The organism is Nostoc sp., from assembly GCF_036917435.1.
Lineage (GTDB): Bacteria > Cyanobacteriota > Cyanobacteriia > Cyanobacteriales > Nostocaceae > Nostoc.
Genome location: NZ_JBALDM010000013.1, coordinates 153,216 through 173,823, shown reverse-complemented (window position 1 = coordinate 173,823; position 20,608 = coordinate 153,216). Strand labels below are relative to the sequence as shown.

The following is a 20,608-nucleotide window of genomic DNA, read 5'->3' as shown; positions in this document are numbered from 1 at the left end:
TGTAGCACTGATTTTACAACCATGACGGCTACTTTACCTGTTGGTATCGAATTAGAAATCTTTTATCCCAGTGCTGATGGTCAACCAGTGGCAGAAACCTACGATCACCTTTATGCCTTGCTAACTACCCTGGAAGTCCTAAAACAGTATTTGGCAGACCGTCAAGCAACAGTCTTAGGAAATCAATTTCTTTATTACGCACAGGGTTTTCCTAAGTTGCGGGTAGCCCCAGATGTAATGGTGATTTTTGATGTTGCACCCGGTGGTCGAGACAACTATAAAATTTGGGAAGAGGGTCAAGTACCCACAGTTATTTTTGAAATGACATCCTTTGGTACTAAAGGACAAGACGAAATCTTCAAAAAGACTCTCTATGAGCAGCTAGGTGTCAAAGAATACTGGCTATTTGACCCTAAAGGTGAGTGGGTAGAACAACAGTTACGTGGCTATCGCCTGCGGGGAGAAATCTACGAACCTATACAGGATGGACGCAGTGAACCGCTACAACTGCGCTTGGTGATTGAGGGAAGGTTAATTGGGTTTTATCGAGAAGATACAGGAGAAAAATTACTCATCCCTGATGAACTTGTACAGGTTTTACGGCAAGAAGTATTAGCAAGGCAGCAAGCCGAAGCATTGGCAGAACAGGAACGCCAACGAGCAGAACAAGAACGCCAACGAGCAGAACAGGCAGAATTGAAGATAGAACAGTTAAAGGCAAGGTTGCGATCGCTAAATGTAGACCCCGACACTATTCAGTAATATGCAGGGTGTAATTCCAGAAGTTGCTATAGCTCAGGATAATTGCTCTCATTAGTGGCAGTAAACAATTTGTTACCTGTATTTTTACTACATTTCTTACCTTAGACAGAATACAGTAGATACAATGTCTACAGCGTTTCAATCTAGTAAATCTCAACAATATTAATTTAATTGAGTAGACTGTTTTATACAGTCATTCTCAACCAAAACTGAATCAAAGGATAAATAAACCGCCAGCCCTTTAAGCATCTAGAGACGCTAAGAGACTAAAAGATACTTTGAGAATAGGTTAGCGTTTTATTTCCAATTTCCACTAGAAAGTCTAAAACCAATGTAGAGTCAAAAATTTACCGTAAATATAGAGGTATAAAATCATGCAAGAAATCGAGAGATTCTTTAGCAACTTTTTCAGTGGCATACTCAACCGTTTTAAGTATTCTGCGATGGACGCTGCCGATCGCAAAATGAGAGAAACTATCGACGACCAGGTAGAACAACGGCGGCAAAAGCCTAAGCCCAAGGATCAAGAAGACCGTGATTTGTAATTCGTAATAAAGTCTCCGGCACGCTGCGCGAACCTAATTCGTAATTTTTGAGTTCAATACAAGCATGGCGCTTCCTATTGTTGAGTGGGCAGCGCTATTTTGTCGTATTTGCCAAACAACAACTGTTGCGAATGTGCTAACCTAGTATGGTTAACTAATCTCGCACATCTAAGAATTCGGGTGTTTCCCAGTTGGGAAATGCACTTGGATGGAGGTTTAACCCGAATCGGAGTTGAAAATTTATATGCCAGTAGTTTCATTGGCTCAAATGATGGAGTCTGGGGTTCACTTTGGGCATCAGACCCGGCGTTGGAACCCAAAAATGTCTCCTTACATTTATACTTCCCGCAATGGTGTGCATATTATCGACTTGGTGCAAACTGCCCAGTTGATGGATAATGCTTACAACTACATGCGATCGCACGCAGAACAAGGGAAGAAGTTTCTTTTTGTCGGCACTAAACGCCAAGCAGCTGGAATTATTGCTCAAGAAGCTAGCCGTTGTGGTTCCCACTACATTAACCAACGCTGGTTAGGCGGAATGTTGACCAACTGGGCAACTATCAAAACACGGGTAGACCGTTTGAAAGATTTAGAACGCCGTGAAGAAACTGGCGCACTAGATTTATTGCCCAAAAAAGAAGCCTCAATGCTACGTCGGGAAATGACGAAGCTTCAGAAATACTTGGGCGGCATTAAAACAATGCGGAAAGTACCCGATATCGTGGTCATTGTAGACCAACGGCGGGAATATAACGCAGTTCAAGAATGCCAAAAGCTCAATATTCCCATTGTATCCATGCTGGATACAAACTGTGACCCCGATGTAGTAGATATCCCCATCCCAGCCAACGATGATGCTATCAGATCGATTAAGCTGATAGTCGGGAAATTGGCAGATGCCATTTATGAAGGCCGTCACGGTCAGCTGGAAGCTGAAGAAGATTACGAAGATTACGACGGTGGCGAGTATGACGAAGACTACGAAGAAACCGAATATACTGACGCTGTAATTCCCGACGAGCAAACAGAAGAATAGTGCTGTTAGCGGAAGCTGGGGTTTAGCCCGTGCTGAGTAACATAGAAAGACTCAGCAAATTGGATAGTGCTGAGTCTTGATTTTTGAAGTTCTTAAGTTTTGATTTGTCAATGAAGAATAAAATTGATCAGGACTTACGCAAAAAAGTTCTGAAGTAGCAGTAATTCATGAATTACCGCTACGACAAATCAGGTTTTTGAGACAATTTTGCGTAAGTCCTATTGATAACTGAACACTCAAAACTCAGCACGGGCTAAACGCCCCGCTAACGCTAACAAAACTCAGCACTAAATTAGCTGAGTGATTACAAATCGAGGTCAAGTTAGGAATTGAGGCAACATGGCGGAAATATCTGCAAAACTCGTCCAAGAGCTACGCCAAAAAACTGGTGCCGGCATGATGGACTGCAAAAAAGCGCTGATAGAGACTGAAGGTAACGTAGAAGAAGCCGCAGACTGGCTACGGAAAAAGGGCATCTCTAAGGCAGGGGCAAAAAGCGATCGCATTGCGGCAGAAGGTCTAGTAGACACTTACATTCAACCCGGTGGTCGAGTAGGTGTACTCATCGAAGTCAACTGCCAAACTGACTTTGTGGCTCGTAACGAGGCTTTTAAAGCTTTAGTTAAGAACCTGGCAAAGCAAGCAGCAACTGCTGATAGTGTTGAGTCTTTGTTAGCTCAACAATATGCTGAGAATCCAAGCGGGACTGTTGAAGAATTCATTAAGCAAACTATTGCTACGCTGGGTGAAAATATCCAAGTACGTCGCTTTATCAATTTTGCACTAGCAGAAGGCACTCAAGGCGTAGTAGACAGCTACATTCACACTGGCGGTCGAGTTGGTGTATTAGTAGAACTGGGTTCTGAAAGTGAGTCAGTGGCCGCTAATTCAGAGTTCCAAAGCTTGGCACGGAATACTGCAATGCAAGTTGCAGCTTGTCCAAATGTCGAGTATGTGAGCGTAGACCAAATCCCCCCCGAAGTTGCCCAAAAGGAAAAAGACATTGAAATGGGCAAGGATGATTTGGCGAACAAGCCAGATAATATCAAAGAAAAGATTGTTCAGGGACGAATTGAAAAACGCCTGAAAGAATTGACTTTGATCGATCAGCCTTACATCCGCGACCAGAGTATTTCCGTAGAAGACCTCTTGAAGCAAGCTAAGACGCAATTAGGTACAGAGATTCAAGTGACTCGCTTTGTCCGCTATATATTGGGCGAAGGCATTGAGAAGCAACAAATTAGTTTTGCTGATGAAGTCGCTGCACAAATTGGCAGTATGTAATATTATTGGTCATTGGTCATTGGTCATTTGTCATTAGTCTTTACCAAGGACTAAGGACAAATAATAAATAACAAATGACTCTTTACCAAACAGGTCAAGCAAATAGCCTGACCTGTATTTTTTTATAGATACCCAAAATATCGCATTTAATTTAATATAAATATAAAATCGTACATTTGTACTATGAAATAGTTCATGTGGACAAGAACTAAAAGATATGGCAAGAGCAATCGAGCGAATTGAACGGGATATTGCAGGACTAAAAGAAGCGATTGGAGCGATCGCACTAGAACTACAAAACGCTTATGCTAGTTATCTAAATACCTTGGGGCTAGCTGTACGAAAACAATTGATTCTGGCGAGTTACCACCTTTGTACACAGGGGCATCCCGAAAACTTTCTCCATTTGTCATTGAATCAGCGCCAACAATTGCAACAAGCTGTTCGCAAGTTGGGTCATGTGGCCGCAGAACAATTGCTCGCTTGTATTAAAAGTGACGATGCTGGGGTAGATGAGGGGGATGAGGGAGTAACATCTTCTGGACTTCTGGATGCCTCTAATTCTCAGCCTCTCACCCTGGATACATCTAATCCTATAGAACTGGCAAAATGGCAACAGAACTTAGAAGAGGTAACGCAAGAGATACTGAAAAAACTTTCCCATGACGCTAATCTTTTATTACAAAAATCTGGGGTATTACCCAAAAAATTACCAGAACCAATTTTAGCAGCTGCGGCGGCGGCGGCATCAGAAGCATCTGGCGAGGTCATGCCAGGGCCACCAAACTTATTAAACTTAGTAATTGAAATTGAAAATGAGCAGCAATCGGAAGAATCTGGACTGACGCAAATCATGGCTATTAACCTGCGGCTAGGGGAAATTGAATTTGCTGATGTGGCACTCTCCTCTGAACGCAGACAAATTCGTAGTATTTTAGTTCAGTTAAACAAGCTGGGACGAGAGTATCAAAAGAAACATCGGGAAAGAGCGATCGCAGAAGCAGAGGCTGCATGGCGTGCTAGTTGGTTTGAGGATTAGTCATTAGTCATTAGTCATTAGTCATTTGTGAATAACTAATGCCCCATGCCCTATGCCCAGTGCCCAATGCCCCATCCCCAATAACAATGATTAATGAAAAACCAGATTGGATAAGATTGCAGAAAGCCTTGGCAATAGAAGCCGAACGGGGCTTTACAGACTTGATGGGCAGAGAATACCGTTTCAGTGAATTTCTGAGTCTGACTTTGGGCAAATTTCCAACAGGCTTACCCCAAACTGAACGCCGCCGTTGGCAAGGACTAGCGGTACAATTTGCTAGTTATCCACATCTGGCACTGGAAGAAAGACAACATTTAGTAGCAGAGACTCGTAGGTATCTCTCGCAACTACAGCAAGAGGAGGACGGGGAACAGGGGAAGCAGGGGAGCAGAGGAGCAGGTGAGCAGGGGAAAACTTATCAAGCTAAAATCCAAGTTGGGCTTCCAGCGCACCAAAGGCGCGATCCAAAATCTAAAATTATCACTGAGGTGAGTCTGAGGCTTGCACCGAAAATTGAGCAAAAACTCAGTGATTTACCAGAAATAGGTTTTAAAAAAGCTGATAATTTGGCACGGCTTGGTTTACACACCGTCCGCGATTTGCTTTTTTACTATCCCCGCGATCACATTGATTATGCGCGTCAGGTGAATATCCGCGAGTTACAGGCAGGTGAGACGGTGACAATAGTGGCAACTGTGAAGCGTTGCAACTGCTTTAGTAGCCCTAAAAATCAGAAATTATCAATTTTAGAACTGGTTGTAAAAGATAATAGCGGTCAAATGAAAATTGGTCGTTTTTATGCAGGTACGCGCTTTAGCAGTCGCGCTTGGCAAGAAAGTTTAAAACGCCGTTATGCAGTAGGTAGTATTTTGGCGGCGTGTGGGTTGGTGAAAGAAAGTAAATACGGCTTGACATTGGATAATCCCGAACTAGAGGTTTTGGGAAATCCAGGAGATTCCATTGAGTCGCTGAATATTGGGCGGGTAGTGCCAATTTATGGATTGACTGAGGGCGTGGTGGCGAATACAGTTCGACAGGCAGTAATTGCTGCTTTACCTGCTGCGGCTCAGATGAAAGACCCTTTGCCAAGTGGTTTGCGACAGAAATATGGTTTGATGGAATTGAAAGATGCGATCGCTAACATCCATTTTCCCGATGATAGCGCTACCTTAAAAGTTGCCCGTCGTCGCCTAGTTTTTGATGAATTTTTCTACCTACAACTTGGTTTACTGCAACGTCAGCAGCAAGCAAGGGCGATTCAAACCAGCGCCATCCTCGTCCCAAGAGGTCAACTTGTAGAGAAGTTCTACGAAATACTGCCTTTTAAACTCACTGGCGCACAGCAACGAGTCCTTAACGACATCCTCAACGACTTACAAAAACCTGTACCAATGAATCGTCTAGTACAAGGAGATGTCGGTTCAGGTAAAACGGTCGTCGCCGTGCTAGCTATCCTCGCAGCAATTCAATCTGGCTACCAAGCGGCGCTGATGGCTCCCACAGAAGTTTTGGCAGAACAACATTATCGTAAGTTAGTTAGTTGGTTTAACCTCTTGCATTTACCAGTGGAATTACTGACAGGCTCCACCAAAACTGCAAAACGAAGACAAATCCATTCTCAGTTAGGAACTGGTGAATTGCCCCTGTTAGTGGGAACCCATGCCTTAATTCAAGACTCCGTAAACTTTCACCAACTAGGGTTAGTGGTGATAGATGAACAGCATCGTTTCGGTGTAGAACAACGGGCACGTTTGCAGCAAAAAGGCGAACAACCCCACGTGTTAACTATGACAGCTACTCCGATTCCCCGAACCTTGGCACTGACGATACACGGGGATTTGGATGTGAGCCAAATTGATGAGTTACCACCAGGACGGCAAAAGATTCAGACAACAGTATTGTCAGGTCAGCAACGCAACCATGCTTATGACCTCATCCGCCGAGAAATTGCCCAAGGTAGACAAGTTTACGTGGTTTTGCCTTTGGTAGAAGAATCAGAAAAACTGGATTTGCGATCGGCAACTGAGGAGCATCAAAAGCTACAAGAAAGTATTTTTCCCGATTTTCAAGTGGGGCTACTGCACGGTCGCATGAGTTCAGCCGATAAGGATGAAGCAATTACCAAATTTCGTGATAACCAAACGCAAATTTTGGTTTCTACTACCGTTATTGAAGTTGGTGTAGACGTACCTAATGCTACAGTAATGCTCATTGAAAATGCAGAGCGATTTGGTTTATCGCAACTGCACCAACTCCGGGGGCGTGTCGGTCGTGGCGCGGCTCAGTCTTATTGTTTGTTGATGAGCAGTTCTAGAAATCCTGATGCTCAACAACGGTTGAAGGTGTTAGAACAATCTCAGGATGGCTTTTTCATCTCTGAGATGGATATGCGTTTTCGTGGCCCAGGGCAAGTACTGGGAACTCGTCAATCAGGAGTGCCAGATTTTACCTTAGCGAGTTTGGTTGAGGATGAAGAAGTTTTACTTTTAGCGCGGCAAGCAGCAGAGAAAATAATAGAGATGGATGTTACTTTAGAGCGCTGGTATTTGATGAAAGAAGAGTTGAAATATCGGTATGAGCGATTGATGGGTGGGGCAATTTTGACTTAATTTATCTTGTCTTGATGATGAACAGCGACTACATACACTATCAGGTTAAGCGCATCTCAAATGCTATTGACAAGCTGATTTAGAGGTCAATATATTGGGATAGGCAAGCAGCAAGAATCGTTACGATAAATCAAGAGTTTTTAATCTTTGGAGCTATTTATCTAAAGGACTGTGAACAATCAAAAGGTTATTAGGTATGAACACATCTCAAGACCAGATATACCGCAGTTGGGCTAAGTTTTTAAATCCTGAAACTTTGAGAAGTAATCTAATTACTGCTTCAATTTTTTTGGCAGCATTTGAACTGCTTCAGAGTTCAATTATTGTGCGTATTTATGAGTTTTTCACCTATGAATTCAATGAAAAAGGTGGAGTTGAAAGTAAACAATATAAAGATGAAGTTTTATCACTTGATAAGAAGAATAAACGTCAAGCATCACTTTTATGGTTGAAAAAGATGTCTGCTATTAATGACGATGATATGAAACTAGTAAAAAATATTGTCGATCATCGTAACGAGTTAGCACATGAATTGCCAAAATTTCTTGCCAATGCCGATGTAGAAATAAATATTAACCTTTTAGGCTCTATCTATGAATTATTAACAAAAATAGACCGATGGTGGATTAAAGAAGTGCATATTCCAACAAATCCAGATTTTGATGGTCAAGAAATTGCTGATACTGACATGCAATCTTTAACAATGATTTTTATGGAATTAATGTTGAAAATAGTTGCAGATGAGAATACTTCAGTATTTTGGGAAGAGTTTCAAAAGCAAGCTGTAAAAACTCCTAAAGCAGAATAACAAAACCAAATATGGGGCACTCACACAGATTTTTATGACTATGCAAGTGCCCCTATGACTACCCATTTTCATTGGTAAATGATTAGATTCTCATTGGGCTATATCTGTGTCAATTCTGTCAATTTAAACTTGCTGAGGGTATTTTTCCACATTGGGCAGTGCCTATTATTGGAGACTTAGAAAAAAGTTTCCTTAAAGGTAGTTTCAATAATAATTCCGTTTGGTAACTCCATTAGGCATAATTGTTTGGAACAGTATAGCCCTATCAAAATCTATTCCTTCCGCCGTCGCACCAACAAGCTTCGCATGACTTAAGTCTGTTTTGCTAAAACTCACAATCCTACCATTAACAATCTCAAGAGGTGTTAAGTCAGCCCCGGTTAAAATAGCACCAGTTAAATTCGCTGCAAGTAAGTTCGCTCCCATCAAGTCAGCCCCGCTTAAATTAGTATAACTTAAATCACTTCCGCTTAAATTTGCTCCTCTTAAATTAGTATTAGAAAGATTCGCTCTACTAAGATTTCTAAAACTAATATCTTTATTAGAAAGGTCAGCGCCGCTTAGGTCTGGGATAAAACTTAGGTTACGAAGTACTAGGTAATCCCAGTGAGCCTTATCCGATTTTTTCAGCAGGTATAAATGTTTAATGTCAGCCACTTGCTTACTTATTTTTTGTTGTGATACAAATATACTATCAGCAGATTTTACAGTCAAGTACATACACAACTTTTTTGTTATCGGCTTGGCGATCGCTTCCGATGATCACCACTCATTCTTGGAATAGAGTGGTTAGGACGGCGTAAGCTGAAAACTAAAATAGGGCAAATAATTGCTGTAGGAACTGAACAAATTGCTAAGGGACAAGTAACTGACGGTGAAGTTGTATTTGCCAGATTCCAAGAAAAAATTCTTCTAATTGCTGAGGAGTCCTCTGAATGAGTAATTATTCACTTTCAGCCAAAAATGAAGCCCAAACTCACGATGCTTGCTCAATTTTGGCATAGGCTTCATAAACACCCTTCACGTTGTACCAGTTGAGAAAAATTCGGGCGATTTCTAAAGCTAATTGAGGTTTACCTAAATTAATTAGCCATTGCAATAATGGAGCCATTGTTCGTTCATTAAGTGTGCCGTTAAGTGACAAAATTCCCCAAAGTAAGCGATGCAGCCAAGTCATTTGAATCATCATTCGCACTTCCCATGTAGGATGCTTTTGATAAAATAAAACTCCCATACGTCCGCGTTGAATTTCTTGGTCAATTAATCGGGGAATTTGCTCTAAATTAAATGCTGGATGCCAGTGATATCCTACTGCTTCTGGACATTTAATTAGTGTCAAACCTAGTTTTTTTAGCCGTACACCCAATTCTAAATCTTCCCAGCCATAGAGTTGAAAGCTGGTATCAAAAAGTCCGGCTTCCTCTAGCCAATGTTTGGGAATTGCGACATTTCCGGTAGCAAAAAAAGCTGCTGAAAAATCTGTGACTTTGTAGGCTTCAGCTGTTGGGTTGTCGAAATTACAAGTATTAATAACTGCACCGTAAGTGAAAAAGCGATCGCTCCCCAATTTCTCTTGTCCCTGCAATAATGCATTAGCATGAGCTTGCAAGAAATTATCCAGCACCACTAAATCGCTATCAATAAAGATAATTGTGTCTCCTAGCGCCTGTTTTACCCCCAAATTTCGCGCCGCAGCTGGGCCAGCATGATCTTGCTGAAACCATCGCACATGGGGAAACTCGTCTTTGTATGCTGCTAGCCACTCCAATGTGCCATCAGTAGAACCATCATCCACCAAGACAATTTCGTAATCAGTAACCGAACTGGACTGACTTAACTCCTGCACCTCCAAGGCGCGGAGGCACTTTTCTAAAATCGGTTGGCGATTATAAGTCGGTATCACAACACTGAAAAACACAGTCTCACCCACAACACTATATATCCATCTCCAGGATAGGACAGATGCGGTGCTGACACTGTTCCTTACCTGATTTTGGTTACGAAATCCTCAATGTGCTGCTAATGCAAGATTTGTTGGGTATTTAAAAATAGGTATACAAATTTACCATATTTAAAATCTTAAAATATACATTTTTGGATGTCTGTTCAATATTATTTTTTTAGACTTATAGGTCTTTATTAACTGTGTCAGGAGGTTAGATAAAGATAATGGTTATCATCCTCTCCAGTAAAATTGGAGGTCAATCGCAAGTTTTGATTACAACTAAATTAGTGCATAATTAGCAACAAATTACTAGCAGCATAATTGCTGCTAATTTTACTGAAAATTGTAAGTATCATCCTGCTTTAATTTTGGTTTTTAACAAAAACATTACCATTTCTTAAAGTAAGTACGATAAATTTTTGATTGAGACATATTTGTGAATCGACAAAACTATATTTTGACAAAAATTAATTAACAAGTTTACAGAAAAGTTATGACAAGCAAATTCTTTAACTATAGTATGTTCAAAAACTATATTTAAGAAGTGAGATTTTGAGTAAATATGTTAGTAAATAAAAATATGAAAATTGTAATTTTACAACCTAGTAATGTGCTGTAAAAAGGGTTTTTGAATAATGCTTTCACTTGAATGGTGTGGATGTAAAGATGCTCCTGTAAAAGTAGTTGATAATCAGGAAAAAGCAATAACTTTGTGGATAATAGTAGGGTTGCTTGCTGTTTTTTTCATTGCCGAGTGGAGTGTGGGTTTATGGAGTAAAAGTTTATCTCTACAGGCGGATGCAGGACATATCTTATCTGATATTACAGCCTTGGCGATATCGTTACTTGCTAGTTTTCTAGCACAGCAACCAGCTAATAAAAAAGCAACCTTTGGAAATCAGCGAATCGAAGTTTTAGCAGCTTTGCTGAATGGATTAGGTTTGCTAGCGATCGCTACTTTTATAACATGGGAGGCTATTCAGCGCTGGCAACATCCAGCAACTATTTTGGGCTTGCCAATGTTAGGGATTGCCGTATTAGGTTTAATCGTCAATCTGCTCAATATTACTTTGCTTCATCCCCACACTCATAACGATTTAAACCTGCGCGGGGCTTTGCTTCATGTCATTGCTGATACTGCTAGTTCTGTGGGCGTAATTATCGCTGCTTTAACAGTTCATCTTTGGGACTGGTGGTGGGCAGATGTTGCAATTAGTTTAGTAGTTGCAATCTTTACGGGGTTAAGTGCTTTACCTCTAGTACAAGAAAGTTTAAAGATTTTTTTAGAATATGCACCAGAATCAATTGACCCCGTTGAGGTAGAAATATCCCTCAAATCTTTTCCTGGTGTTATGCAAGTCGAAAAACTTCACATCTGGACAATTAGCTTAAGCAAAGTCATGCTTTGTGCCAATTTGACAGTTGAATGTGGAACTATCCAAGAACGCGATCGCTTACTTAATAAGTTGGAAAATCACATCCGAAAAACTTTTCGGATTACTGATATAACCTTGCAGCTAACTAGCTGTATAAAATCTTCAGTACTACCAATTCATCCTTTATTTAATCAAGATTTAGTTTTAATGCTATCTCCTAATAAAGCAAAATAAAACCGAAATATTTTTACTAATTTTCTCCAAAAGCTACTTAAATTAGCATTTTAAAATTATGTTTTTTGGCATTCATTTTAATTGCCAAAGCATAGCATCAGATTATTTACTAAGAGGTTTCCTGATGATTAATTCCATTCAAAAATCCCCAATGACTTCATTACTTAAACAGTACAAACGCACATTGGTTTGGTTTATATCTGGTGTGGTTCTGGCAGTTTTGTTGTTCTTAGGAACATCAAATCAACAACCAGCAACAGCGACTAAACCAAGTCATGCCAAAGCCTCTACTCAGTTAGATGTGACTACAACATACTCAGACTTTGGTGCTAGTCATCTAGAACCAAATTTCTATCAGTACTAACAGCTAATACTTGCTCAATTAACTTTAAGGCACACTGTAATGATTTCATTTTTGCGAAAGTACAAGCGATCGCTGGCGTTAGCCATGACTGGCTTGCTCTGTACCGTTCTGCTGGTATTTGGTAATTCTGTTTTTCAGCCGGCTATGGCCGAGGGTAATGGAATTAACGTAATTATCATGATTGGCGATGGTATGGGTTGGAATATGGCCCGAGCCGCAGCCGTTGCTAAAGGCGCTCCTTTTTACACAAGTGGTAAAGGTTCTGGTCTTAGCTTCCAAAAGCTGACTGGATATGGATTGGTGACTACTTACGGCACAACAATTCAGGGAAATACACCAGCCAAACCAACAGATCAGCCCCATCTAACAGGTAACTCTGCTCTGGATGACTCTAATTCAGTCACAGGTGCAAGTCCTGTTCGTCCTAACTTCTCATTTCAGCCGACTCCTTTTAATACTGGCAATCGACTTGATGGCAATAGTTTGGCAGATGGTAATCTGGCAGGTTATGACACCAGTAAGGGCGGCCCTCTTCCTTGGATTCCTCTGACCCCGGCCAATCCTGATACTTATGATAAAGATTACATCAAGTACAGTTATCCCGACTCTGCTAATACAGCTACAACTCTGTATACAGGGGTGAAAAGCTTTAACAACGCTATGGGGGTAGACATTTACGAGAAGAGATTGAAGACCATCCTGGAAATTGCTAAGGAAAATAGTAAGTCTACAGGCTTAGTCACTTCCGTACCTGTTAGCCATGCAACACCAGGTGCTGCGGCTTCTTTTGTAAATCGTCGTAGCAAATACGATAGTAAGTACGACCCTACCAAAACTAACCAAGACAGTATTCTGCAACAGACATTACTGAACTTTCAGCCTAATGTTTTGTTGGGTGGCGGTCATCCTAAAGACCTAGAAAATCAGGCAACCACAAATACGGCTGATGGCGTATTTAAGTATACGTACATTCAGCAAGACACTTATGAGCATCTAAAGAATAACCCTAAATCCAATCGTTACGGTTATACCTTTTTGGAACGTGGGCCCAATGCAACTCAAACACTCTTAAACACGGCTGCCAAAATTGACCCAAATAAGGGAGAGAAATTATTTGGTCTGTATGGTGCCCGTGGACAAGACGGCAACCTTCCTACCAGTTCTTCTAAAGGAGACTACAGTAGCACAGGTTTAGGTAACTTCACCCTCTATAGCTCCGTTGTCAAAGGCGGTGGAACCCCAGCAACCTGTCCATCTGGTAAGATCATTACCAGTACTGCTGGGGATTGTGTTCCGGTAATCGATGCAGTTGGTAATCCCATCGCTCCTAATGCTCCTGCACCCGACACTCTCCGTCCTCTCGCTCCTGGTGAAACTGATGCTAGCTTTATAGCTAAAGAAATTAACGAAAATCCGACTTTAGCCGATCTGACCAAAGCAGCTTTAACGGTTTTAGGTAAAGACAAAGATGGCTTCTGGCTGATGGTTGAGGGAGGAGATGTAGACTGGTCTGCTCATGACAACAACATGGATAACCTAATCGGTACCATGAATGATTTTGATAAGGCAGTCCAGCAGGTTATGACTTGGGTAGATAATCATGGTGGTTGGAATAAGAACTTGCTACTGGTTACTGCTGACCATGACCACTACCTAACTCTGAATAATGACTTTGCGTCGAAGCTGACTCCCAATCCTGACCCGAATCAGGCTAGAGGCTTGAAGTATAACGCCAAGGATATTACCTTCAACAAGCACAACCCTAAAGACGCTGGTCACTTCTGGGGGTCTGATCCAAATTACAAGTACCTCTGGGGTAGCCATAGCCGCCGGATTGTACCTGTTTACTACCAGGGTGCTTATTCATCAACTCTGACTCGATCCTTTGGACAAAATCTTGAGTTTACAGATAGTTCTGGTACTTACAGTGCGCCCGGTATAAGGGGTGTGGTTGATCAGACTCATATCTTCCAAGCTATGAAAACTGCGATCGCAGGCAAGTCCATAAGTCCATAAATTGAATACACCGCTTCACTAGTCACTAACTACGTTGCAGAGACGTGGTAACACATGTCTCTGTCTCATAAAACTATTGCGGTATTTTTGCACCAGTTCTTTATATCAAGAGAAAAAAATGACTGACTCCATCTTCAAGAAGTTAGCAGCTGCAACGTTAGGAACTGCTTTGATTTTTTCATTGGGCGAGACTATCCCCGTTCAAGCAGCAGCCCTAACTTATAATTTTTCTAACGATGATAAAACCCTCATAGGCACTTTTTCATTCGACCAAGCAGCAGCAGCAGACGACCAAGAAGTAACCATCGCCGAAGGTTTAAAGATTTCTGCCAACTATGCTGGGAAGTTATACACTGAAGCTGATGATCCTTTAGCATCAGTTTTTACCGATTTTTCAGGAACAATTTTGAACCAAGCAGGGTTAGGGTTATATTTTACACCTAGCACCTTTAATGTCTTTCGTGATAGTTTTATCGATTTGAATGATTCAACTGCTACGGGTGTTCAAAGCATCACTTACACAACTGTTCCAGAGCCAAGTTTGATGCTTGGATTGTCTGTATTCGGGTTGAGTTTGTTCTTGGGTAAAAAGATAGGATCTTCTAGACCATCAAGCACGAAAGCTTAAACCAGATTATCAAGAATAAACTGTTAGGCAGTTGATTTGCATCTATTTAAAACAGGGTGGATAAATTCCACCCTGTAATTTTTTAGCATTGATTCATTCTGGTGAAAACTGATACCAAGGTATATAAAAAAGTTTTGTCTAGAAACGATCGCAATCCGATTTGATTTATGAAAATTGCAAGGCTCAGATTCCCGACTTCTTAGAGAAGTCGGGAATTTTGTTATTCAGTTGCATCAATAAAATATACCTGGGTTAGTTCAGATATAATAATGACTCATTCTTTGTTGTCCTAAGTGGAGAAATTAATGGGTCGCGCCAAAAAGGTTGTCCTAGCATATTCTGGTGGAGTGGATACTTCCGTTTGCATCCCTTATCTTAAAAAGGAGTGGGGTGTGGAAGAGGTGATTACCCTAGCAGCAGATTTAGGTCAGGGAGATGAATTAGAGCCAATTCGAGAAAAAGCTCTGAAATCGGGTGCAAGTGAATCACTCGTGGCGGATGTCAAAGACAGCTTCATTAAAGATTACGCCTTTGGAGCGATTCAAGCTAACGCCCTCTATGAAAATCGTTATCCTCTAGGAACTGCTCTTGCCCGTCCACTGATTGCTAAGGTATTAGTAGAAACGGCTGAAAAATATGGTGCTGATGCGATCGCTCACGGTTGTACTGGCAAAGGTAACGATCAGGTTCGTTTTGATGTCTCAGTAACCGCCCTGAACCCCAACCTGAAGATCCTCGCACCCGCCAGAGAATGGGGTATGAGCCGCGAGGAAACCATCGCTTATGGTGAGAAATTTGGTATCCCCTCACCAGTAAAAAAATCTTCTCCCTACAGCATTGACAAAAATTTGCTCGGTCGTAGTATTGAAGCGGGTAGTCTCGAAGATCCCTCATTTGAGCCACCAGAAGAAATCTATGAAATGACCAAAGCGATCGCTGATACTCCCAACGAGCCAGAATACATCGAAATTGGTTTCAAAGGTGGTATTCCCACAACCGTCAATGGCATAGCTAAAAAGCCAGTTGAGCTAATTGAACAACTCAATCAGCTTGTAGGAAATCACGGCATTGGACGGATTGATATGATTGAAAATCGTCTGGTGGGAATTAAATCGCGGGAAATCTACGAATCACCAGCGATGTTAGTGCTAATTCAGGCACATAGGGATTTAGAAAGCTTGACTTTGACAGCAGATGTCACCCATTACAAGCGTGGCATTGAAGAAACTTACAGCCAAATCGTTTACAACGGTTTGTGGTACAGTCCACTCAAAGTTGCACTTGATGCCTTTATTCAAAAGACACAAGAGCGAGTCTCTGGAACTGTGCGAGTGAAGTTATTCAAGGGTAACTCTACAGTAGTTGGGCGTTCGAGCGATAATTCCCTCTATACTCCCGATTTAGCAACCTACGGAGCCGAAGATCAATTCGATCACAAAGCTGCTGAAGGGTTTATCTATGTTTGGGGGCTACCAACTCGTATTTGGTCACAGCAAACTAGGGGATGAGGAGGATGAGGAGGAGGAGGGGGACAAGAGAGATAAAGAAGTATTTTCTTCCTCATCTCCCCCCACTCCCTCATCTTCCCTCATTCCTTACTCCTTACTCTTCACTACTCGCTTCCTTAACTTGGCGAGACTCTAACCATATGGGTACAACAATTAAGGCAGTGATAATTAGTAAGGCTGCGATCGCAAATTGACCCACCCAAGCAACCAATTGTTCTAGAGAAATAATTTTCCCAGCAAAGAAAGCTAATGTCACCATCACACTAGCCCAAGCAGCTGCTCCTAAAAAGTTGTATAAAAAGAATTTTCCAAAGGGCATTTCGGCTATACCAGCTAGTGGTGCCGCAAAAACTCGCAACAAAGCTAAAAAACGTCCAAAAAATACTGCTTTAGCAGAATTTTGACTAAATTGATCTTTAATAGCCAGCAGTCGCACTTCAGAAATTCGGAATATGCTACCAACTTTTACTAAAAAAGCCCAACCACTAACTCTACCAATCCAATAGCCACAAGTACCGCCAATGACAGCACCCATAATTGCATCACCAAGAACCAGCCAGTAATTTAGTTCATCGCTGCCAGCTAGAAAACCGCCCACTAAGGTCACGGTTTCACCAGGAAGGGGAATGCCTAAATTTTCTAGCAAAATCCCCAAGAAAATCGCCCAATATCCATAACTATGGGCCACTTCCTGGATATTTTCTAGTGAAATCAGTTCTAAAGACATTCCGCACCACCGTCTTTACAAATTTTTACTTTTACTACATCTTTGCTTGTTTTTGGGCGGGGTGTCAATTAAACCGCTACATTAACTCATTCGGTCATCAGTTTAATTTTGAGTAATCCATAGCTTATACTCTATAAGAACTATTAGTTTTTGAATATTATCTATAGAAATTTTGAATCCAATACCACAAGTTAATTTTATTTAAAAACAAATAAAAAAAAATTACAAACACTTTATAAATACCTAGTTAAGTTATGAAAATTTTGTAAAAGATATGCTTGATACCGAAATTATTAGGAGCTTATGCCTATATTTATGAAAGCTATCATAAATTATACGGTATGAATACTGAAATAATTCCTCTCAATTGCAGGGCTGTAATACCCGTAAATATCTGGGTAAAGCAGTCATTTTGCCGTTGAAAGAGAAGAGGTATTTATGTCATTTTTCGATTTCTAATCAAGTATTTCAACTACATTGTAAAATTCATGACTCCTACACAAGAACTTCAAGTGATTTTGTTCAAACCCCAAGCAAGCATAGATTTGGAAGGCGGTATGGCTTTGAGTGAACAAATGTCTGGAGTAGTACCCCAATCTCATCAACTCTGGGTTATCGACTTAGCAGAAGTTAATTTTATGGATAGTTCTGGACTAGTCCCATTGGTAAAAGGGCTAAGAGCTGCACGCCAAAGTGGTTGTCGTTTGGTTTTATGCAACGTAAAAGCTCCTGTGCGGCTAATTTTGGAACTCACCCAACTAGATACGGTGTTTGAAATTTTTAATACTTATGAGGATATTTTTACCGCTTCCAAAGATGAAAGCCTGGCGCTAGCAGCCTAGAGAATAAATTTCCCTTTAGAAGGATGGTGAAGTCAAGCAATATTTGTATTTTTTCACATTTTCTAAATATATCTTCACATCTTTAAAGATTGCAGTCTGGTGCTACCAGGCTGGATTTTTTATTTTATTCAGTTGCTACCTTACGGATTATCCATCCTGGTGCGGATTTAGGGACTTCCAATAAATTACCTAAATAAACGAACCACAGAGGCAATAGAGAAGCCAGTGCGTTGCGGAGTGAGTGTGGTCTTGGGGGTTTCCCCCATGAACAACTCGCGTCGGGGTTCCCCCCGTTGTAGCACCTGGCGCAACACAGAGGAATGAGGAGAAGAGAGTTTTTTGGGTATTTTTTTATTTGGAAGTCCCTTAGCGTAGGATAAAGTACAAGCCTCATAAACCATCCAATTGAGCAGTTTGCCCACGAGCGATTCTGAACCAATTCGCGCAACAGCAACCACAGGATAAGGATAAGAGGCGAGCAAAGTTACAACACCAGCCATTACATTATTTCTAACTGTATAGTTATTTTTGCCTTTACGTGCTAGTTTCTCTATCTTGAAGATTCCAGCACTATGGCAACTTTAGGCATTTTGAGGAGTCGAAATGTTAGTTTGTTCCGACACTGGACGGGGAAAATTTGGCAAATCAATTCCACTGTGACTAGCATTGCGAGTTTTGAGTGCTAAACGGTAACTCACACTTTGCAGTTCTGCTTGTAGCTGGCGATTTTCCCGTTGTAGCATTGCTACCTTTTCTCTGACTGGTGTCATCCGTTCTTCAAATTTTCGACGGTAAATTTGAGGTAACTCTTGTACTACTTGCTCTAACATCCGAGTGCGATCTGTAAGTTCTTGAACTGACTGTCGCAATTGGTAAATTTCGGAGTCACGAGTTGTAATTTGCTCTTGGTAGAACGCCACCTGCTGCTCTACAGCTTGGAGTTGTTCTTGCAAAGCTTGTAGCTGGCTCAAATCACGCTCAGGTTCCGGTTGCTGGGGCATAAAACTAGTATTACCCTTTACTAGCCGGAAGAGTTCTTGAGATAGTTGTTGTACTAATTGATCGCGAAGTTGCAACTCTTGGCGTAGCTGCGACACTTCCGTAGAGAGAACTTGAGTATTAGGTGTATCAGATTGGCTCACAGTAGCTTAAAGCTCCCATTCAGAATCTTGTCCACTCTTAGGTATAACTGCGGGAGTACTACCTTTGGCAAGTATTTGTTAATTTAACATTCCCAGATTAGTCACGGAAAATAAAAAGACAAAATTTTACTGAATGGGAATTGGAATTGGGATTGGGGATTGGGGATTGGGAATTACATTTTCTCTTTCCCCTCTGCTCCCTGCTCCCTGCTGCTTAAACTGAAACTGAAACTGGAACTGGTGGAGCTACTTTAGTGGGCTTTTCCTTTTCCTCTTTAGGAGGTTTTTCCTCTCCGATTTCCTGCTTAACTGTCAAATAACGAATCACTTCTTCACTCAAGCGCATGGCGCGTTCAAAGGGAGCGATCGCAGTTGCAGGCGCAGCGTAGTTTAACTGAATATAAATACCATCGCGGTGTTTTTTGATTTCATAAGCTAGACGACGCTTACCACGATTTTGAATTTGGATATCCTCAGCGCCTTGATCGCGAAGCAAATTCTGATATTTAGTAACTGCTTGTTCTGCCTGTTCCTCTCCCAAGTCAGGGCGGAGGATGTACATTGTTTCGTAACTTGTAGTCATATTTTCCAGTTTCCTTATGGACAAAAACGGTTGCTGATTTTAATTTATACTTGATTTTGATTTAAAATACTAGTATTAATCAACATCGGAAGCAACAAGGAACTATAATCTTACCAGTTTTAAATTTGAATCATTAGCCAAATCGCCTAAGTTTCGATTTTTTGGATGTCCCTAATGAAAACTGGGTCGTGAGGCGATCGCCAGATTTCTTTAAGCTGATTCCAAAATAAGCCTCTTGCTGACCCCAAAGGGAAGTGAGGAGACGCAACAGGTATCTTTTTCTTGTAAGAGCATGTATAGCGGCTTTCAGGCACAAGGCTAAATCGATTTGCTAAAAAGCTCACAGTTTCTAATCGCAGATAAAAGGATATTTATCAAAGTTATGGCGCAGCGCTATGTGCGAATTCAAAATCAAGAAGGACAGATTTACTATGGGATACTACAACTATCCCTGAATGTGCAGGTGCTAGATGCTCCGCCCTGGTTACAAGGACAACCCACTGATTTAACTTTGACACCAGGGAATTACCAAATTCTGGCTCCTTGCGCTCCTTCAAAAATTGTGGCAGTGGGTAAGAATTATGCAGATCATGCGGCTGAAATGGGAACTTCAGTACCTTCAGAGCCACTAATATTTTTCAAGCCACCCACGTCTATCATTCCCTCTGAGAAGGAAATTAAGTATCCTCCGCAGTCACAAAGGGTTGACTACGAAGGAGAGTTAGCTTTAGTAATTGGTGATTATGCCTTTGAATGTACACCACAGGTAGCCCAAACCAAAATTTGGGGCTATACCATTGCTAATGATGTGACAGCACGGGATTTACAAAAACTGGATGGTCAATGGACGCGAGCCAAAGGTTTTGATACTTTCTGTCCTTTGGGCCCTTGGATTGTGCGGGAGTTAAATCCAGGAGCAAGATTGCAGACTTTTGTGAATGACGACGCTAACCCAGTCCAATCCGCCTGTATCGATCAGATGGTGTTTTCCCCCGATGTTATAGTTTCCTACATTAGCCAGATTATGACGCTACTACCCGGTGATTTGATCCTTACAGGTACACCAGAGGGTGTAAGTCCATTGCATCCAGGCGATCGCGTCCGTGTCGAAATTGAAGGTATTGGTCGCCTGGAAAACACCGTTGTGGCTCGTTAAC

At 41.4% G+C, this 20,608-nt stretch carries 20 protein-coding genes; 14 read left to right on the top strand and 6 right to left on the bottom strand.

Annotation, left to right across the window (positions count from 1 at the left end):
• The first annotated feature begins 21 nt into the window (after positions 1–21).
• The 7 genes from V7K98_RS06400 to V7K98_RS06370 all read left to right on the top strand — a co-directional run bounded on the left by V7K98_RS06400 (position 22) and on the right by V7K98_RS06370 (position 8,086).
• On the top strand, positions 22–762 hold the full coding sequence (locus tag V7K98_RS06400; protein ID WP_335019979.1) for a Uma2 family endonuclease: 741 nt from the start codon (positions 22–24) through the stop codon (positions 760–762).
• A gap of 374 nt (positions 763–1,136) precedes the next feature.
• A complete protein-coding gene (locus tag V7K98_RS06395) occupies positions 1,137–1,307 on the top strand; it encodes a hypothetical protein (RefSeq protein ID WP_335019978.1) in 171 nt (56 codons plus the stop codon).
• A 244-nt stretch (positions 1,308–1,551) separates the two neighbouring features.
• The gene (gene rpsB, locus V7K98_RS06390) at positions 1,552–2,346 is read left to right on the top strand and encodes a 30S ribosomal protein S2 (RefSeq protein ID WP_335019977.1); all 795 of its coding nucleotides are present in this window, start codon (positions 1,552–1,554) and stop codon (positions 2,344–2,346) included.
• Positions 2,347–2,685: 339 nt separating this feature from the next.
• The gene (gene tsf, locus V7K98_RS06385; RefSeq protein ID WP_335019976.1) at positions 2,686–3,630 is read left to right on the top strand and encodes a translation elongation factor Ts; all 945 of its coding nucleotides are present in this window, start codon (positions 2,686–2,688) and stop codon (positions 3,628–3,630) included.
• A gap of 217 nt (positions 3,631–3,847) precedes the next feature.
• A complete protein-coding gene (locus V7K98_RS06380) occupies positions 3,848–4,669 on the top strand; it encodes a hypothetical protein (protein WP_335019975.1) in 822 nt (273 codons plus the stop codon).
• An 86-nt stretch (positions 4,670–4,755) separates the two neighbouring features.
• Positions 4,756–7,278, top strand: a complete 2,523-nt coding sequence (gene recG / locus V7K98_RS06375; RefSeq protein ID WP_335020003.1) for an ATP-dependent DNA helicase RecG — start codon at positions 4,756–4,758, stop codon at positions 7,276–7,278.
• A gap of 196 nt (positions 7,279–7,474) precedes the next feature.
• Positions 7,475–8,086: a hypothetical protein gene (locus V7K98_RS06370; protein ID WP_335019974.1), complete on the top strand. Its 612-nt coding sequence runs from the start codon at positions 7,475–7,477 to the stop codon at positions 8,084–8,086.
• A 204-nt stretch (positions 8,087–8,290) separates the two neighbouring features.
• Here V7K98_RS06370 and V7K98_RS06365 read toward each other — a convergent pair whose 3' ends face one another.
• On the bottom strand, positions 8,291–8,806 hold the full coding sequence (locus tag V7K98_RS06365) for a pentapeptide repeat-containing protein (protein WP_335019973.1): 516 nt from the start codon (positions 8,804–8,806) through the stop codon (positions 8,291–8,293).
• 256 nt (positions 8,807–9,062) lie between these two features.
• A complete protein-coding gene (locus tag V7K98_RS06360; RefSeq protein ID WP_335019972.1) occupies positions 9,063–10,016 on the bottom strand; it encodes a glycosyltransferase family 2 protein in 954 nt (317 codons plus the stop codon).
• A gap of 650 nt (positions 10,017–10,666) precedes the next feature.
• Between V7K98_RS06360 and V7K98_RS06355 the strand changes: the two genes are divergently transcribed.
• From V7K98_RS06355 to V7K98_RS06335, 5 genes are all read left to right on the top strand, one after another.
• The gene (locus V7K98_RS06355; protein WP_335019971.1) at positions 10,667–11,641 is read left to right on the top strand and encodes a cation diffusion facilitator family transporter; all 975 of its coding nucleotides are present in this window, start codon (positions 10,667–10,669) and stop codon (positions 11,639–11,641) included.
• A 124-nt stretch (positions 11,642–11,765) separates the two neighbouring features.
• A complete protein-coding gene (locus V7K98_RS06350) occupies positions 11,766–12,005 on the top strand; it encodes a hypothetical protein (RefSeq protein WP_335019970.1) in 240 nt (79 codons plus the stop codon).
• 39 nt (positions 12,006–12,044) lie between these two features.
• On the top strand, positions 12,045–14,021 hold the full coding sequence (locus V7K98_RS06345; protein ID WP_335019969.1) for an alkaline phosphatase: 1,977 nt from the start codon (positions 12,045–12,047) through the stop codon (positions 14,019–14,021).
• A 118-nt stretch (positions 14,022–14,139) separates the two neighbouring features.
• Positions 14,140–14,649, top strand: a complete 510-nt coding sequence (locus tag V7K98_RS06340; RefSeq protein WP_335019968.1) for a PEP-CTERM sorting domain-containing protein — start codon at positions 14,140–14,142, stop codon at positions 14,647–14,649.
• Between the two features lie 305 nt (positions 14,650–14,954).
• On the top strand, positions 14,955–16,157 hold the full coding sequence (locus V7K98_RS06335) for an argininosuccinate synthase (RefSeq protein ID WP_335019967.1): 1,203 nt from the start codon (positions 14,955–14,957) through the stop codon (positions 16,155–16,157).
• Between the two features lie 94 nt (positions 16,158–16,251).
• On the opposite strand, the gene V7K98_RS06330 is transcribed toward V7K98_RS06335, so the two are convergent.
• Positions 16,252–16,884 (bottom strand): DedA family protein, encoded by a 633-nt coding sequence (locus V7K98_RS06330; RefSeq protein ID WP_335019966.1) that lies wholly within the window; start codon positions 16,882–16,884, stop codon positions 16,252–16,254.
• A gap of 488 nt (positions 16,885–17,372) precedes the next feature.
• On the opposite strand from V7K98_RS06330, the gene V7K98_RS06325 reads away from it, so the two are divergent.
• Positions 17,373–17,726 carry an STAS domain-containing protein gene (locus V7K98_RS06325; RefSeq protein ID WP_335019965.1) on the top strand — a complete coding sequence of 118 codons (354 nt, stop codon included), beginning with the start codon at positions 17,373–17,375 and terminating at the stop codon, positions 17,724–17,726.
• 185 nt (positions 17,727–17,911) lie between these two features.
• Here V7K98_RS06325 and V7K98_RS06320 read toward each other — a convergent pair whose 3' ends face one another.
• From V7K98_RS06320 to rpsF, 3 genes are all read right to left on the bottom strand, one after another.
• A complete protein-coding gene (locus V7K98_RS06320) occupies positions 17,912–18,226 on the bottom strand; it encodes a hypothetical protein (protein ID WP_335019964.1) in 315 nt (104 codons plus the stop codon).
• A gap of 81 nt (positions 18,227–18,307) precedes the next feature.
• Complete coding sequence (locus V7K98_RS06315) at positions 18,308–18,868, bottom strand: Npun_F5560 family protein (RefSeq protein ID WP_335019963.1); 561 nt, start codon at positions 18,866–18,868, stop codon at positions 18,308–18,310.
• A 214-nt stretch (positions 18,869–19,082) separates the two neighbouring features.
• Entirely contained in the window at positions 19,083–19,451 is a 369-nt protein-coding gene (gene rpsF, locus V7K98_RS06310) for a 30S ribosomal protein S6 (RefSeq protein WP_335019962.1), read from the bottom strand.
• 382 nt (positions 19,452–19,833) lie between these two features.
• Between rpsF and V7K98_RS06305 the strand changes: the two genes are divergently transcribed.
• Positions 19,834–20,607: a fumarylacetoacetate hydrolase family protein gene (locus V7K98_RS06305; RefSeq protein WP_335019961.1), complete on the top strand. Its 774-nt coding sequence runs from the start codon at positions 19,834–19,836 to the stop codon at positions 20,605–20,607.
• Position 20,608: the final 1 nt, after the last annotated feature.

Coding starts and splice junctions, on each gene's coding strand:
- tsf (WP_335019976.1), top strand. CDS start 2,686: ATGGCGGAAATATCTGCAAAACTCGTCCAAGAGCTACGCCAAAAAACT.
- V7K98_RS06365 (WP_335019973.1), bottom strand. CDS start 8,806: ATGTACTTGACTGTAAAATCTGCTGATAGTATATTTGTATCACAACAA.
- V7K98_RS06395 (WP_335019978.1), top strand. CDS start 1,137: ATGCAAGAAATCGAGAGATTCTTTAGCAACTTTTTCAGTGGCATACTC.
- V7K98_RS06320 (WP_335019964.1), bottom strand. CDS start 18,226: ATGGCTGGTGTTGTAACTTTGCTCGCCTCTTATCCTTATCCTGTGGTT.
- V7K98_RS06350 (WP_335019970.1), top strand. CDS start 11,766: ATGATTAATTCCATTCAAAAATCCCCAATGACTTCATTACTTAAACAG.
- V7K98_RS06380 (WP_335019975.1), top strand. CDS start 3,848: ATGGCAAGAGCAATCGAGCGAATTGAACGGGATATTGCAGGACTAAAA.
- rpsF (WP_335019962.1), bottom strand. CDS start 19,451: ATGACTACAAGTTACGAAACAATGTACATCCTCCGCCCTGACTTGGGA.
- V7K98_RS06400 (WP_335019979.1), top strand. CDS start 22: ATGACGGCTACTTTACCTGTTGGTATCGAATTAGAAATCTTTTATCCC.
- V7K98_RS06355 (WP_335019971.1), top strand. CDS start 10,667: ATGCTTTCACTTGAATGGTGTGGATGTAAAGATGCTCCTGTAAAAGTA.
- recG (WP_335020003.1), top strand. CDS start 4,756: ATGATTAATGAAAAACCAGATTGGATAAGATTGCAGAAAGCCTTGGCA.
- V7K98_RS06325 (WP_335019965.1), top strand. CDS start 17,373: ATGACTCCTACACAAGAACTTCAAGTGATTTTGTTCAAACCCCAAGCA.
- V7K98_RS06345 (WP_335019969.1), top strand. CDS start 12,045: ATGATTTCATTTTTGCGAAAGTACAAGCGATCGCTGGCGTTAGCCATG.
- V7K98_RS06335 (WP_335019967.1), top strand. CDS start 14,955: ATGGGTCGCGCCAAAAAGGTTGTCCTAGCATATTCTGGTGGAGTGGAT.
- V7K98_RS06330 (WP_335019966.1), bottom strand. CDS start 16,884: ATGTCTTTAGAACTGATTTCACTAGAAAATATCCAGGAAGTGGCCCAT.
- rpsB (WP_335019977.1), top strand. CDS start 1,552: ATGCCAGTAGTTTCATTGGCTCAAATGATGGAGTCTGGGGTTCACTTT.
- V7K98_RS06305 (WP_335019961.1), top strand. CDS start 19,834: ATGGCGCAGCGCTATGTGCGAATTCAAAATCAAGAAGGACAGATTTAC.
- V7K98_RS06370 (WP_335019974.1), top strand. CDS start 7,475: ATGAACACATCTCAAGACCAGATATACCGCAGTTGGGCTAAGTTTTTA.
- V7K98_RS06340 (WP_335019968.1), top strand. CDS start 14,140: ATGACTGACTCCATCTTCAAGAAGTTAGCAGCTGCAACGTTAGGAACT.